At 45.9% G+C, this 15,099-nt stretch carries 12 protein-coding genes; 2 read left to right on the plus strand and 10 right to left on the minus strand.

The window, feature by feature from the left end; translation table 11 throughout:
* Window positions 1–18 precede the first annotated feature (18 nt).
* From FOT42_RS15960 to FOT42_RS15980, 6 genes are all read right to left on the minus strand, one after another.
* Window positions 19–321: a hypothetical protein gene (locus FOT42_RS15960; RefSeq protein WP_151891516.1), complete on the minus strand. Its 303-nt coding sequence runs from the start codon at window positions 319–321 to the stop codon at window positions 19–21.
* Window positions 322–606: 285 nt separating this feature from the next.
* Window positions 607–732 carry a hypothetical protein gene (locus FOT42_RS18435; protein ID WP_262884017.1) on the minus strand — a complete coding sequence of 42 codons (126 nt, stop codon included), beginning with the start codon at window positions 730–732 and terminating at the stop codon, window positions 607–609.
* A 260-nt stretch (window positions 733–992) separates the two neighbouring features.
* On the minus strand, window positions 993–2,531 hold the full coding sequence (locus tag FOT42_RS15965) for a DUF4301 family protein (protein WP_151891517.1): 1,539 nt from the start codon (window positions 2,529–2,531) through the stop codon (window positions 993–995).
* Window positions 2,528–3,091 (minus strand): AAA family ATPase, encoded by a 564-nt coding sequence (locus tag FOT42_RS15970; RefSeq protein ID WP_151891518.1) that lies wholly within the window; start codon window positions 3,089–3,091, stop codon window positions 2,528–2,530. Before FOT42_RS15970 ends, FOT42_RS15965 begins: the two co-directional genes overlap by 4 nt.
* A complete protein-coding gene (pnuC, locus tag FOT42_RS15975) occupies window positions 3,046–3,687 on the minus strand; it encodes a nicotinamide riboside transporter PnuC (RefSeq protein WP_151891519.1) in 642 nt (213 codons plus the stop codon). The genes FOT42_RS15970 and pnuC overlap by 46 nt, the downstream gene beginning before the upstream one ends.
* Before the next feature lie 71 nt (window positions 3,688–3,758).
* Window positions 3,759–4,400: a 4'-phosphopantetheinyl transferase family protein gene (locus FOT42_RS15980; RefSeq protein WP_151891520.1), complete on the minus strand. Its 642-nt coding sequence runs from the start codon at window positions 4,398–4,400 to the stop codon at window positions 3,759–3,761.
* 74 nt (window positions 4,401–4,474) lie between these two features.
* Between FOT42_RS15980 and ahcY the strand changes: the two genes are divergently transcribed.
* Window positions 4,475–5,791, plus strand: coding sequence for an adenosylhomocysteinase (ahcY, locus tag FOT42_RS15985; RefSeq protein ID WP_151891521.1), 1,317 nt, complete (start codon window positions 4,475–4,477; stop codon window positions 5,789–5,791).
* Window positions 5,792–5,859: 68 nt separating this feature from the next.
* Here ahcY and FOT42_RS15990 read toward each other — a convergent pair whose 3' ends face one another.
* On the minus strand, window positions 5,860–7,755 hold the full coding sequence (locus tag FOT42_RS15990) for a M61 family metallopeptidase (RefSeq protein WP_151891522.1): 1,896 nt from the start codon (window positions 7,753–7,755) through the stop codon (window positions 5,860–5,862).
* Window positions 7,756–8,088: 333 nt separating this feature from the next.
* Between FOT42_RS15990 and FOT42_RS15995 the strand changes: the two genes are divergently transcribed.
* Window positions 8,089–9,201, plus strand: a complete 1,113-nt coding sequence (locus FOT42_RS15995; RefSeq protein ID WP_151891523.1) for an alanine racemase — start codon at window positions 8,089–8,091, stop codon at window positions 9,199–9,201.
* A 3-nt stretch (window positions 9,202–9,204) separates the two neighbouring features.
* On the opposite strand, the gene FOT42_RS16000 is transcribed toward FOT42_RS15995, so the two are convergent.
* From FOT42_RS16000 to FOT42_RS16010, 3 genes are all read right to left on the minus strand, one after another.
* Window positions 9,205–10,200 (minus strand): phytase, encoded by a 996-nt coding sequence (locus FOT42_RS16000; protein ID WP_417938476.1) that lies wholly within the window; start codon window positions 10,198–10,200, stop codon window positions 9,205–9,207.
* Between the two features lie 150 nt (window positions 10,201–10,350).
* Window positions 10,351–13,251 carry a TonB-dependent receptor gene (locus FOT42_RS16005; RefSeq protein WP_151891525.1) on the minus strand — a complete coding sequence of 967 codons (2,901 nt, stop codon included), beginning with the start codon at window positions 13,249–13,251 and terminating at the stop codon, window positions 10,351–10,353.
* Window positions 13,252–13,422: 171 nt separating this feature from the next.
* Window positions 13,423–15,012 carry a tetratricopeptide repeat protein gene (locus FOT42_RS16010; protein ID WP_151891526.1) on the minus strand — a complete coding sequence of 530 codons (1,590 nt, stop codon included), beginning with the start codon at window positions 15,010–15,012 and terminating at the stop codon, window positions 13,423–13,425.
* Window positions 15,013–15,099: the final 87 nt, after the last annotated feature.

The following is a 15,099-nucleotide window of genomic DNA, read 5'->3' on the forward strand; positions in this document are numbered from 1 at the left end:
GGTTTCGAAAACTATGATCTACATCTCAATCCAATTCCCTTCAGCATCGGCATATACTGATCCAGAAGTACCATCTTCAAGGGTAAGGTCCAACTTGTATTGGTCCTGGTCGTTTTTATATGCCTTGGCGACTTTGGCAGTGGGGTAATCCTTTGCCACAGCTGCTGTTACTGCTTCAGGGACATCAGAAACACTGATTTCTTCAAAGTCTTGCGCTACAACAACGGTTGTTTCGTCCATATTCAATTCTGGGGTTTCAACATTGGCCATAGCTGTAAGTCCTACAAATGATAGTGCGGTTGCAAAAATTAATTTTTTCATGGTATAAGATTTTAATGTTATTAATTAAACTTGCTTATCTATATGAAAAACTGGTGCCAATTCTTGAAGTTATCTTGAATTTGAACTATGTTTCTGTTTATTAGGTAGTTATGTTTTGTGCTATTTTTGAAGTATTGTGTAAAACTGTGTAACAGGTGGGGCAAGATGTATAGTTTTTACACAAGAAAGGCTGCCGAAGCAGCCTTTCCATTGCGCCAAAATCATAATCCCAAGGAAAAAGACTATGAATGAGATTGGCTGAAATGGACAATACATGGTTAGTGTTTACATAGCATCATCCTGGTTCTTTTCCTCATTGTTCCTTTTTCTGCTCTTCACATAGGAATATATAATGTACATGGCAATCCCGAGCGATACCAAGTTGAGGAACAGTACTATTTTTAAAAACATCTTTTTTCATTCACATTTACAGTTTCCGTACCAAGGTTAAAAGAAAGCCGTACAGAATGCACGGCCCTCTAACCAAATCAACCAACCTAAATCCTTACAATCCAAAAGGACAGAGAATCATTTTACCTTGATAAGGATACTGTCATCCCAATAGGTCTTACACTTATTTTGACACCTTTTATCAGTACAGGTCACACGAATGGAAAAAAAAATCCGCCATCACTAGTGATGGCGGACATACTGTTCTGTTTATGTGTTGCTTAGGCTTGGTGCGTGGGCTTCAAAAGATCGTTCACGGTCTTCACAGGGTTGAAGGTCACCAACGGCACCTCAACGAAGATGGTGTTCCAGAATGCCATGCCGCCATTCCAAAGTCCAGGCAGTTCCAAGGCCTTGAGTTCTTTTCCTTCCATGGTCTTGCCCGTGATGAAACCTTGCTTCTCATCCACAAAATCCAAAAGGTCGTATTTTTCCCCTTTGTAATTTCGCACCCCGCACACGAGGTCCACAGGATTGAAATGGGTCGAGTTTTTGAGGATTCCTGCCTGTTCGGGGTCGTCGAGGTCTATTTGGGCAGATTCTATGATCTGAAGCGATATGTTCCCTTGGGAGTCCTGTATCCAAAATGGACCACCGCCCGGTTCCCCTTCATTCTTTACCATACCACATATTCGAATGGGCCTGTTTATCCTGTCCTTCAGTACCGCTTGCTGCTCATCCACATCCAGTTCCTCATAATTGTTGGGCATGCGCACATTGAGGCTCTTCTCTAGAAAAACCTTTATTTCGTCCGCTTTTTCCATGGGAACATTTCCCTTGTCCAACAGTTCCGCATATGCAAATGCCTTGTCCTGGACCTTTTTGAGTGCCCCGGCCAACATTTTTTTGCTGTTGGCCACCTCCTCCAAATTCTTGTCGATCACCACATTGTCGATGTTCTTGATGAAGATGATGTCCGCGTCCTGGTCGTTCAGGTTCTCGATGAGGGCGCCATGTCCCCCTGGTCTGAAGAGTATAGATCCGTCCCCATTTTTGAAGGGCCTGTTCTCCTTGTCCACCGCAATGGTATCCGTTGATGGTTTTTGATTGGAGTATGAAATTTCAAAATGGGTGTCCGTGCTTTTCGAGATTTTTGGGACCACTTTGGCCTCTTCCTCCTTGAACATTTCGTCATGCTGTTCCGAGACCGTAAAATGGAGATGGGCCTTTCCATCGGTTTTCGCATAAAGGGCCGCTTCCTTCAGGTGTTCCTCAAAAGGGGTGGCGCTACCGGATGCATAGCTGTGGAAAGGCAAAAGTCCCTTGGGATAAAATCCGTAGTTGAGCCCTTCCTCCACCAGCATTTCCTTGGCAAAAAAATAGACCTCTTCATCCTTGTTGCCTGCATTTCCCTTTATCCTTTCCATGATCTTGTCATAGAAAGGAAACTTGCTCATTTGTACGGCAAAAACCTGCACGTCCTCGTCCTTTGCTCTATCAATATAGTCCGAAAGGCTTTCCTTGGAAGGGTCGTAGGCCTCCAAAAAATTGAACATGGCCTTGAACATCCGGGATGCGGCACCCGAGGCCGGAACAAACTTCAAAAGGTCCAGATGGCCCCTATGGTCTTCAAAATACTGGATGAGTTCTTTTTGCTCCTTTTCAGAAAACCTCAAGATCCCATGGCCCACTACAGCAGCTTTTTTGAGTTGTACAAAGGGGATTCCTTCTGCAAAAGTTTGGATCTGACGGATGACCTTTTCTTTTGAAATTCCTTTGGAATCAAATTGTTCCAAGTCTTTCTGACTTAATGCTATCATGTTCGGAGAAGTTTATCAATGTGTTCTATGGCCGTTGAAAGCCGAGTTGCTTTACCTCCTCTTAAGATAATAAAATTTCGGTCATATTTTTCCAATGCTTCCTTGAAATATAAAAACATTCGTTCGCGCTCGTCCGGTTTATCCCGAAGGTCGTCGGCCACCCAAGGGGTGTCAATGTAGGTCAACAAATAAAGGTCGTAGGTGTTCTTGAGCGCGTATTCTTCCAAAAGGGGGTCACAAGTTCCCGTGTAGTAGGTCTCGGAATAAACCTTGGTCTCCAAAAGGTCGGTATCACAGATCAGCACCCTGTTGGCAGACTTGGCCAATTGGTTTTCCAATCGCATCTGTCCATACGCAATCGGCAATAGGTCCTTGGGCTCACAGGTCTTTTGTTCCCTGTCCCATTTTTCCTGAAGGTATTCCCGGGCATATTCGGGCACCCATTCGGTGCGGTAATGTTCGGCCAGTTGTTCGGCCAATGTGGTCTTTCCTGTGGATTCGGGTCCAAAAAGGACTACTTTGATGAGGTTTGAGGGCTCTTGCCCAAGTGTTTCTTCCATGTTAGATATCCCTGTATGGACAATACGGTAAAGATGAGGTACTGCAATGAGAACATGCCCCATCCTCTATGAGCGTACAAAGGTACGGTTATTAAATCCCCTATGATCCATAGGGTCCAGCTTTCCAGTTTTTTATTGGCCATGTACCACATTGCCGTAAAAAAGATTCCCGAGGTGACGATATCCACGTAATTGCTCGTTTTTATCTCTGCCCCAAATGCGACATATACCCCATAGGTGACCAGCATAGTGAGGACAAAAAGGCCGAGGCCCACCCATTTTTCCTTGGTATTTGTCCTGGTAATGTGCACCACGGGGTCCCTGTTCTCCTTTCTTCGGGCCCAGTTCCACCAGCCATAAATGCTCATAATGGAGAAATAGAAGTTCAGCATCATATCTCCAAAAAGTCTGTCCACAAAAAAGATATAGGTGGTGATGGCCGTGCCCACCAAACCCGTGGGATACACCATGATGTCTTCTTTCTTGGCATAGACCACACTGGCAATCCCGAAGAAAAAAGCTGTGGCCTCCAGAATAATGAGTGAAAACTCCCTATCCTCATACGGCCCTAGGAAAAAATCAAAAATGGGGCTCATAACCGCTTCTGTCGGATTTTACCATTTTCAGGCGAACATTTTTCAGGCGCAAAACTACTAAAAAGAAATGGTCACCCGCCCATCATTTTGAGTGCATATACGCAGGTGAAGCCCTCAAATTCAAAAAACTCGACATCATACTGCGATTTTTTGCCCTTGTATAGGATTTCGGCCACTGTGCGTGAATCATCAAATGTAAAATCCATGACATTGATGTGCCTTAAAAAGCTAAGACCTTGCTGTGCATATATTTTATAGAGGGATTCCTTCGCCCCCCAAACTATGGTCAGTTTACGAATGATCGCCTCTGCATTGGCCAAGGTCTTGTACTCTTCAATGGGCGTGAACTTGTGGGCAATGTTCAGGATCTTGTCCCGCTGCATCTCTATGTCGATGCCCACCTCATCGGTCTCGCTTACGATGATCCCCGTGAAATTGTGGGAATGGGTAATCGAAATGTAGCTTCCATCTTTGAGATGGGGCTTGCCAAAATCATCGTAGTAAAGGTCGCTGTCCTTGTATCCGGCCTCTGCCATAAGGTGCCTTATGCTCAGAAATGCCCTGCGGTGCGCCTCGGATTTCATGCCGTCCATCCGGTTCTGGCAATGCGAAGTGAGCTCCACATTCCTAGATAGCTGGGACTCAGGTTCGGTGACCTTCCAGATATATACCTTGGTTGTGGGTGAAACTGTTATGGTTTTGTAAATGGGCATGACCAAAAGTTAAGCGAATTTGTATCTTTGTCGCACTAATAAAGCGAAGCTACAAAAGTAAATATACATAAAGTATGAGCACAAAGACAATTCCGTACATACCCTATAAGGTAAAGGATATCTCCCTTGCAAGTTGGGGAAGAAAAGAGATTGAGCTTGCCGAAGCGGAAATGCCAGGACTTATGGCGTTACGTGAGGAATACGGGAACCAGCAGCCCTTGAAGGGTGCCCGAATAGCCGGTTGCCTGCACATGACCATCCAAACAGCAGTCCTCATTGAGACCTTGGTGGCCCTTGGCGCAGAAGTGACCTGGAGCTCCTGCAACATCTTCTCCACACAGGACCATGCCGCCGCCGCCATTGCCGCAGCAGGCGTTCCCGTGTATGCCTGGAAAGGAATGAACGCCCAGGAATTTGATTGGTGCATTGAGCAGACCCTTTTCTTTGGAGAGGACAGAAAACCCCTGAACATGATCTTGGACGATGGTGGTGACCTTACCAACATGGTCTTGGACAAATATCCCGAATTGGCCCCCGGCGTCAAAGGACTATCCGAGGAGACCACCACAGGCGTGCACCGTTTGTACGAACGAATGAAGAAGGGCACTTTGCCCATGCCCGCCATCAACGTGAACGACTCCGTGACCAAATCCAAGTTCGACAACAAATATGGTTGCCGTGAAAGTGCTGTGGATGCCATCCGCAGGGCCACGGATACCATGCTCGCAGGAAAGCGCATAGTGGTTGCCGGTTATGGTGATGTGGGTAAAGGTACTGCAGCCTCCTTCCGAGGAGCGGGATCCATTGTGACCGTTACCGAAATTGACCCCATCTGTGCCCTACAGGCCTGCATGGACGGCTATGAGGTGAAAAAATTGGAAACCGTGGTCGCCAATGCCGATATCGTAATTACCACGACTGGAAACAAGGACATTATCCGCGAAGAGCACTTTAGGGCCATGAAGGATAAGGCCATTGTCTGCAACATTGGACATTTTGACAATGAGATCGACATGGCTTGGTTGAACGGCGCCTATGGCGATACCAAGGATGAGATAAAACCACAGGTGGACAAATATACCATTGAGGGCAAGGACATCATTGTTTTGGCCGAGGGCCGATTGGTCAACTTGGGCTGTGCCACAGGGCACCCCAGTTTTGTGATGAGCAACTCGTTCACCAACCAGACCTTGGCACAGATAGAGCTTTGGAACCACAGCGACAAGTACGAAAACGAAGTGTACATGCTTCCAAAGCACTTGGACGAAAAGGTGGCCAAACTGCATTTGGCCCGTTTGGGTGCCGAGCTTACCGAACTCAAGGAAGATCAGGCCGAATACATCGGCGTGACCGTTGATGGACCTTTCAAACCGGATTATTATAGATATTAATCTTCTGGAACAAACCATAAAAAAAGGCCCTGATTTCAATCAGGGCCTTTTTTTATTGCAAAATCTACCTAGCCTTTTAGCCAAGCCTTTCGCAATTCCTTTTGGGCTACGGTGGCCTCTGGTTTTTCCACTAGGGTATTGGCTTTGGTGTATGTGGGCGTGGTAGTGGTATCAATGAGGACCTCCTCATCTCCCCGTAATAACGCTACCTGAATGGCTTTGCCAGGGTTCCATGCATACACCTCTGCTAAAATTTGATTGGCGTTGGCCAAGGTGACTTCTGTTCCGTTAATGGATTTTATAAAATCATTGGGTTTAACCCCATTATCGTTCCAAAAACTGTTATTTGCCACAAGATCATTGAACTTGATTCCTCCCCTCTCCGGGTCGGCGGATAAGATTAGTTCGCCGGCATTCTGGATGTAATTGGTCTCCACTTCAGCTTCTGTGAAATAAAGTCCTACCTTATCCAGTATTTGGTCATAATCTATAGGTGTATTTCCAACTACATGGGTATTTAAAAATTCTCCAACAGCGGGATAGGTCATAGCCGTAATTTCAGCAATAAGGGCATCATCTTCAAAAGGTTTGTCCTTACCATATTTTACGGACAACTCTCCCAACAACGAACGCAGGCTACGTTGGCCATCACTGTTTTCCCTCATTAAAATATCGAGGCACATACCTATCAACGCTCCTTTCATATACACGTTTGCATAGTTGTTCTTATAAGGGTCCTCCAAGATATTCTCACTCATTTGGGTAAAACTCATGGCATCATCGTAATTAGACCTTGAGGTATTTATCTTTTGAGTTGTTCTAGCGTAGTACTCCGCTGGGTCGATCAAACCTTCATAAACTTGAAAATGCTGTGCAAAATATTCGGTGACCCCTTCATAAAGCCAAAGGTGTTTGCTGAACGTTGGATTGTTGTAATCAAAATAATGTACATCTTCGGAATGTACTGAAAGCGGAGTAACAATATGAAAGAATTCATGCGCAACCACATCGATCATAGACTCTTTCAACGCTTCTGCATCCATTTGTTCCGGCAAGACCACCACAGTGGATGTATGGTGTTCCAAAGCTCCAAAACCTTTTGGGGAATCTGGTTTTTTGGTGTCGGACAAATAAAGTAGGATGTCATATCGGGGTGTACTGTTCAAATCTCCCAGATACCTTTTTTGGGCCTGCATCATCTCCGCCATGGTTTCTTTGATCTCAGCAGCCTTGTGCACTCCATTGGGTGAAAAAACACTCAACACAATCTTGATGTTTCCGACCATGAACTCTTCAACCTCAGTCTCCCCATACATCATGGGATTATCCGTTACCTCAAAATATCGATTGGCAAGGAACACTGAATTCTTAATGGCACCATCCGCACTCAATGTGGATTGTATTTCTGTAAGGGGAGAGGTATACTTGAATTTTGTAGGGGATTTGATGTCAATTTGGTAAGCATTCCGTTTTAGGGAATCAAAATAACCCACAAATCCGTGCAGGTTCAGCATCACCTGCTTAGGCTCTATATTGGTCCCTGAAGGCGAAAAGGGAACTTCCTCGCCAATTCCTCCATTCACTTCCTGATCAAAGGTATCGTTTACCGCATACGTTATTTTATCCAAATTCTTGGCGTTGACAAACATCCAAGTGTTGGTGTCAACCTGAGTGGCCTGAATCGCATTTCCTTGATAATCAATAGCTGAAACATTCTCTATATACTTGCCAAAATCAGATACGGCATAAGTTCCTTGGACCACTCTTGGCAATCTGTAAGTAACCGTATCCTGGACAAACCTCCCTGGGTCTATGACCACACTCACTTTGTCATCTTGAATATTGACCAAATCCAATTGTGCCCTTATAGGATTATCGGAAGCTAAATCATTGACTTGATTTTTGACACCGCAAGAAAAAACTGTTGCGAGCACCAATGCATATAAGGTTACTTTTTTTATCATGATTTACCGAATGTTTTTTGATATTGCCGACTAATATATGATTAAAATATTTTCAACAACAATAGGATACTGAAATAGTTGATTTGTTACATATAAAGACATTTTTTACTGGGCAAAGACTACCAGTTCTATACTATTCTGAAGGTTTGTGGCAAAAAAAGCCATGGAAAGAACCATGGCCTTTTAAGTGATCCACTGTAATTCATCTGCCAAAAGATCTTTTTGGAACGATTCCGTATTGAATCCCTCATTCATAACTTTTCCGATCATAGTGCTGAAAAAGTTCCTTTCGATTCTATATTGATCATTACCTTTACCCATAAAGCATAAGGCATGGAAAACAACTGGTACCCCATTCAGAATTTGGAAACTGTGGACTCCCCCTCCGTGGTGCTCTATCTGGACCACTTAGCCTACAACATACAAAAGATGATCTCTTTGGCGGATGGGGACACCAAAAGGTTGATGCCCCATATCAAGACCAACAAAATGCCCAAAGTGATGCAATTTTTAGTGGAGTCGGGCATTACCAGTTTCAAGGCCTCGACCATAGCCGAAGCGGAAATGGCCGCCGAGGCCGGTGCGACATCCATTCTGATCGCACATCAATTGGTGGGACCCAAAGTGGATAGGTTCATCCAATTGGTCCAGAACTTTCCCGATACGCAATTTTCGACCTTGATCGACAATATTGACAGTGCCGAATTGTTGAACCAAAAAGCCTTGGAACAGGAACTCATCGTCAATATCCATATCGACATCAACAATGGTATGGACCGTTCCGGAATCAAGATCAGGACGGAACTGGATGTATTGCTGGATTATTTGAAAATTTGCAAAAATCTATCGTTCAGGGGTTTACATGCCTACGATGGCCATTTGAGGGACAGTGATTTTTCGGTCCGGAAGGAAAAGATAGAATCGGGTGTCAGGGATGTGCAAACCTACTTTGAGACCCTCCGAATAGATTATCCACAAGCCCAGCTCGTCTGTGGGGGAACACCTTCTTTCACCTCACATGTATTGCAGGAAAACAGGATCACCAGTCCGGGTACCTGCGTGCTCTGGGATTGGGGGTATGGCGAAAAATTGACGGAACAGGAGTTTAAATATGCTGCCCTTTTAGTGACACGAATCATATCCAAACCCACCGAGGGCATCATTACCGTGGACATGGGCCATAAATCCGTGGCTTCCGAAAACCCTGTTGACAAACGCATAAAATTCCTGAACCTTGACTCCTATGAACTGGTTTCACAAAGTGAAGAACACGGGGTGATCAAGGTTCAGGACTGGGACAAATGGAAGGTCGGGGACGTGCTCTACGGTGTTCCCTACCACATTTGCCCCACCATCAATCTTCATGATGAAGTATCGGTGATCCAAAACGGAAGGAAATTCGATACTTGGGAAATCACGGCCCGAAAACGGAAACTTCGTTTTTAGGCGTCAATCCAAATCCAACACCTTTCCCAAATCATAAAAATAAAAGTCCTTTGCGTCGTTCATAGCGGCAAAGAGACCGTTCGGGAAGGTATCGTTCAAAGGCACCGTGACTACATCGCAACCATCGGTCTCGGTCGTGGATAGGTTCACCGCTTTGATAAAGCTGTTGTCCTTTCGGGAAAAAATGTTGAATTGCCCCCTTTGCTGATCGGAAACAATGATATAGCCCTCCCCATCCGGATATTTGGCGATGGCGATCCCTTCAATGTCCTCCAAAAACAACTCGCCGCCAAAACAGGCCAGTTCTTCGTTGCCCATGTCGGGTTCCGCATAATACTTTTTCACACATTCCCCTTCGTCGGAATAGTACACAAAGCCAAGCTCGTTGTCCACGGCAATGGCCTCGATTTCCTTTCCTCCGGTAAAGCTTCCGAATTTCCGCACCAAACGGGTAGAAACCCCTGTGCTGTCGGATTCCAATTTATATTGGTAGAGGTAAGACCCGCTGGGACCAATCTTTCGGCCCACTATGGCATAGATTGATGAATCTTTGGGCGATTTGTACAGGCTGATTCCCATGGCCAGACGCTGTTCCATATCCGCTTCATCTTCAAAAACAGGGAAACCGCCACCGTCCAGTGGTTTCATATCAGGAACGGAGAACAATCGGATCTGCTGTTTCTCGCGTTCCGTGAAAGCAATCACATCCACCGCAACGGAATCGTTCAACTGGAAGCCATATTCCACATCCACATTGTTGGGCCGTTGGATACCCGTTATTGATTTTTCCCTGATGATCTTTCCGTTCAGGTCGTAGGCATAGACCCCACCGTTGGTTTCCTTATCTGTTCCGAAAATGATACTCTTTGAGGCATCTTCGGGATGGATCCAAATGGCAGGGTCATCGGTATCGTTGAGTGTTTTTTCGGTAATGATGTCCGGGGCGATGGCCGGCAGCTTGCTTCCCTGCTGCTTACAGGAAACCATGGCCAATAGCATACAAAATGGGATATATCTTTTGATCATAATGAATTCATTTGCTTTTTGTCAGCTCGATCAGCATCAGGAACTTTTTGGTTTTACCCTTGTGAATTCCTGACGCTGCCCGATGTGACTTTGTTTGTTTTTTAATTTTAGGCGTGCGCCTTCCTATTTTTTGAAAAGGTCATACTTCAATCCAAAAGTAAAGCGGATATCGTAGAACTCGGCCTGTTGGGTCCTTTCCTTTACCCCTTGGAAATAACGCAATGGCTGATTGGTGATGTTGTTGACATCGGCATAGAGCCTCAGGTTCTTGTTGATAGCGTAGCTTGCATTGAAGTCCAGGAAGAACTGGGTGTCGTAGTACCTGTCCTCAAAGGCGTTGCCCCCGATTTCATCGATATAGGAATCGGAGAAGTTGGCAGACAACCTTGCGCTGAACCTTTTATCGGCATAACCCAAAGACCCGTTGAACATATTGGGTGCGGTGTTGGGCAGGTCCAGATCGGTACGTTCGTCACCATCCTCGTTGCGGATACCATCGGCACTTGAGCTCAAATAGGTGTAATTCAGGTAGATACTAAAGTTTCTGGCAAAACCGGGCAAGAAATCCAATTGTCGCTGGAAGGAGACCTCAGCACCAAAAATGGAAGCAGCGTCGCCATTCAAGGGTTGGAACACATCATATCCCGTGGTACCGACACCAAAGGTGTCGTCTTCTGCCTCTGTGATGTAGGTGTAGATGAAGTCGTTTATCCTTTTGTAAAAAACACCGCCGGAGATGATGCCCACACTTTCAAAATAGTGTTCGGCATTGAAGTCAAAGTTCATGGAAGTGGTAGGGTCAAGCTCTGGGTTGCCCACAATGACTTCACTATCCTCATTCACAATTTCTGCCCTTGGAATCAAGTCCACATAATTGGGACGAGCCAAGGTATTGGTCCATGCCAGCCTCAAAACGGTACTATTATCCAAATCATACTTAAAATGGATGCCAGGCAATAGATTGGTATAGGAGTTCTCATCCGAAACCTGTTCCACTTCAATCCCTTCCTCTATTCCAGCATCTTCGTCCTCTTCAATATAGGTCACTCTGTTGCCCTCTGTCTCCAATTTGGTGTTTTCCATTCGAAGACCTGCCAACACGCTCAACTTATCGGTTACTTTTTGGTTGATCATGGCATAGGCGGCCCACACGTTTTCCTTCACCTCAAAATTACCGGGCAGGTATTCGTCCGGAACGGCCTCCCCATTGCTACTGTTCAGGTCCAAAGAACCCAACCATTCTTCACTGGCGAAGGTCCCGGCGCGGTACTTTTCCCCTGCCAAGAAATCTGGGTTGGTGTAGTCCTTGACCGGCAAATCGGCCAAGGTGGGGTACAGGTCCTCAAAATCGTATTCGAAGAAATCGTTGTTTCTTTCCTTGGTCTTAAAGCGCCCCCTGGCACCGAACTTTATCGTACCTCCATTGCCCAATAGGTCTGCTGGCAATTCAAAATTGGCAAAGAAGTTCATGTCCTCTTCTTCGGTGTACTGGTTCTCGTTGGTCAGTTCGTCAAATTCAAATGCCCCCAAATCGTTGAAATCACTGGCATTGGCAGCAGTCATGATCGGGTATCTTGGGTTGCTGTTGTCGTTGTTGACAATATATTCGGTGGCATAGACCGCATATCTTTCGTTCAAACGCTCCTCGGATGCCTTGGCATAGGACCCCATCCAATCAAACTTTAGGCTACCGAACAAGTGGTTACCGCCAAGGGTATAGTTCTGCATACGCTGATCTTCCAACCTACGGTTTTGGTTGCGCCCCCCGGCGATACCTCCCTTGGTTTCCCGGACCACCTCGGCCGGAAACCTCGTGGGCACCCCATTGGCAATGGTAAAGTCTCCAGCTTCGATATCTTCTCCGTCCAATATCTCCTGGGTAAAGGCAAACCGGTTTTCACGGTCGTCTCTCCAGTTGTACATGGTCTTGAGGAAAATGTTGTTGTCCGCATTGATCTGGTAATCAAAATTGGCCGCAAAGCTACGTCTTACCCGTTGCACCAAATAGGTGCGTTGATCGGTGACATTGGTATAGGGATCCACATCCACTTCTTCCAAAATAGGCTCACCCTCTTCGTCCTCCACACCTGTGTTGTATTCAAATTCATCGGTCCATTCGGCCTCGATGTTGTGCGATCCAAAATCATTATCGTTGATGGTGGCCGAAACCATCCATCCAAATTTGCCATCGTTGGTACGATCTCCTACCAAGAGTGACCCGTTCCAAATACCTTTATCGGTAATAAAGTTGACCCCTGAACCAGCGGTAGCCGAAAGCCTGAACCCTTGCGGTGCAGTCCGGGTGACCAAGTTCACAGATCCCCCCAAGGCGTCTGCATCCATATCAGGGGTAACGGCTTTGTTCACCTCTATGGTCTGGATCATGTCCGAAGGGATCAAATCCATCTGGATGTTCCTGTTGTCCGCTTCCGCAGATGGGATCCTGCTCCCGTTCAGGGTCACGGAGTTCAATTGCGGGGAAAGACCCCTGACAATGATGTTCCTGGCCTCTCCTTGATCCACCTGCATGGTGATGCCGGGAATACGCTTGACGGCATCTCCAATGTTCGCATCGGGAAATTTTCCGATTTGGTCCGTTGACACCACATTGGTAATGTTCAGGTTTGTTCTTTGTGTGTTGAGTGCCTTTGCCTGGCCACTGAGCCCATAGGCACTTACTTGTACCTCATCGAGCTCCACATTGGTCGGGTTGAGCACGATGCCCACAGAAGCAGTCTGTCCGGCCGTAACGGAAACTTGTTGCTCCACATCCGCATAACCCATATAGGTGATGGTCAGGTGATGGTCCCCAGCAGGAATGCCCACCAAGGTAAACCGTCCGTCAAAATCCGTAATCCCTCCTTTGGAGATGGACTTGATATACACATTTGCCCCTGGGACATATATACCGTTTTCATCGGTAATGGTCCCTTGTATATTTCCTGTTTGGGCCTGTGCATTAGCGAGGCCAAACACTAAAATAAGCGTTACAAAAACTAGTTTCTTAAGGTTCATCAGTTTCATTTTGGTTCGTATTAGAATGCATTCCAAAACTATGTATATCAGTCGATTATGATTTAAATTAAAGGGAAACAAAAAGGAAACAAAAGTGAAAAAGGGCAGAAACAACAGGGCAACAATTACAGTTAGTTTACATTGGGCTAACCTTTTCCAAATGAGAGGCGGAAAATCAGGTCAGAGATCGATCATAAAATTTACCAACTCCTCTTTTTGGTCGATGGGCAACTTTTTTCTCAACCGGTGACGCGCCACACGAACACTGTCCGGCGTGACCCTCAAAATGGAGGCAATTTCCTTGGAGGACAGGTTCAACCGCAACAACATGCCCAAACGGAGCTCTGCGGGCGACAGACTGTTTTCGGATAAGGAGGATAGTTTTTTGATGAACTCTGGATGGATCTCTTTGAAAAAGACCATAAACTCGTCCCATTCCTGTTCCTGCTGTAGGTTAAAATCGATTTCCTTCACCAGTTCCTTCATCTTGCGCGAGGTATCCATGTTTTTTCGGGCAGCAATGTTCCTGAGGGTATTCGCAAGATCTAGTAAGATCTTGTTCTTCTGGGACAAGTGAAGGCTGTATCGGGACAGGGAGGCAGCTTTCAACTGGACCTCATCTTGCAAATTCTTCTCCTCAATGGCCTTTTTCTCCAATTCCGCCTTCAACATTCGCTGTTTATATTCTTGGATCTTCAGCTTGGCCTTTCTTTTTCTTCCCAAATAGTTGTACCCAATGGTAAGGATGGCCACAATGGCGAACAGGGCCACCCACAAGAGGTTTTGGTTGGCGACACTGACCTTGTTCTGCTCCTTGAGCAGTTGGATCTCCGCTTCTTTTTTATTGGTCTCGTATATGGTCTGCAGCACATTGAGCTGGTCCGTGTTCTGTGATCGGAGCATGGCACTGTTGAATTCCTCCGCCTGAAGGAGATGGGCATGTGCCTTTTCATAGTCACCCATGAGAGCGTAGGTCTTGGATAGGTCTTTGTGGGCACTTTCCATTTGATGAAGATCGTTCAGCGCCTCGGCAATGTTCAAGGCTTTGGAGGTTTCCTCCAATGCAGGCACATATTTGCCTGTTTTTCTATATGTGTCTCCCAAATTGTTGAGCACATTCACCTCCTCAACAGATCTGGAACCTTTCAAGTAGTCATGGGCCCTACGGAAAAATTGGTAAGCCAGCTCAAACTGCTCCAAATCCTCATAAATGCTCCCAATGTTCTCGTTCGTCATGGCCACGCCATGTGGATCCCTCAACTTTTCGAACAAGGAAAGGCTTACTTCTTGATCTTTCAAGGCCTCCTCATACTCCCCTTGTTTTTCATGGCTTGCGCCGAGCAGTCCCAAGGAGATGGCAAGTCCTCTATCATCCTTTAACTGTATCGATGATTTTCGGGTTTCTTCAAAATGCTGTTCGGCCAATTCAAAATTGTTGAGCGAGAGATACACCTTGCCAATATGGGTGTTCAGAAGGAAGAAAAGTGGGTCGTCAAGTTCGGTTCCCAATTGTTCCAACGCCTGGTTGTATTCCTCCATCGCTTCTGAATACAATCCGAAGGAATGATAATACTCGCCCAATTGCAGATGGGCCTCTGCTATTTTTATAGGAGATTTGGATTCTTCCAATCGCTTCTGAAGGGCATGAAAAGTGGAATCAGGCCTCCCCATATTGGAAACTGTACGATCTGTTTGCTGGGCAAGACCCACCGAATGACCCACAATACATCCGAGCACCACCACATAAACAATCCGAAGTGCCTTTTTCATTGGCTGGTTTTGATACAAGCTATCAAGAACGCCAATGATCCTCACCAGAACATCATCTTTAGGTTATGAAACCATTAAAAAAATATC

This window comes from Flagellimonas hadalis, from assembly GCF_007785775.2.
In the GTDB taxonomy this organism is placed as follows: Bacteria; Bacteroidota; Bacteroidia; order Flavobacteriales; family Flavobacteriaceae; genus Flagellimonas; species Flagellimonas hadalis.

Coding starts and splice junctions, on each gene's coding strand:
- FOT42_RS15965 (WP_151891517.1), bottom strand. CDS start 2,531: ATGATAGCATTAAGTCAGAAAGACTTGGAACAATTTGATTCCAAAGGA.
- FOT42_RS16010 (WP_151891526.1), bottom strand. CDS start 15,012: ATGAAAAAGGCACTTCGGATTGTTTATGTGGTGGTGCTCGGATGTATT.
- pnuC (WP_151891519.1), bottom strand. CDS start 3,687: ATGAGCCCCATTTTTGATTTTTTCCTAGGGCCGTATGAGGATAGGGAG.
- FOT42_RS15960 (WP_151891516.1), bottom strand. CDS start 321: ATGAAAAAATTAATTTTTGCAACCGCACTATCATTTGTAGGACTTACA.
- FOT42_RS15970 (WP_151891518.1), bottom strand. CDS start 3,091: ATGGAAGAAACACTTGGGCAAGAGCCCTCAAACCTCATCAAAGTAGTC.
- FOT42_RS16005 (WP_151891525.1), bottom strand. CDS start 13,251: ATGAAACTGATGAACCTTAAGAAACTAGTTTTTGTAACGCTTATTTTA.
- FOT42_RS16000 (WP_417938476.1), bottom strand. CDS start 10,200: ATGCTATTGGCCATGGTTTCCTGTAAGCAGCAGGGAAGCAAGCTGCCG.
- ahcY (WP_151891521.1), top strand. CDS start 4,475: ATGAGCACAAAGACAATTCCGTACATACCCTATAAGGTAAAGGATATC.
- FOT42_RS15980 (WP_151891520.1), bottom strand. CDS start 4,400: ATGCCCATTTACAAAACCATAACAGTTTCACCCACAACCAAGGTATAT.
- FOT42_RS15990 (WP_151891522.1), bottom strand. CDS start 7,755: ATGATAAAAAAAGTAACCTTATATGCATTGGTGCTCGCAACAGTTTTT.
- FOT42_RS15995 (WP_151891523.1), top strand. CDS start 8,089: ATGGAAAACAACTGGTACCCCATTCAGAATTTGGAAACTGTGGACTCC.
- FOT42_RS18435 (WP_262884017.1), bottom strand. CDS start 732: ATGTTTTTAAAAATAGTACTGTTCCTCAACTTGGTATCGCTCGGGATT.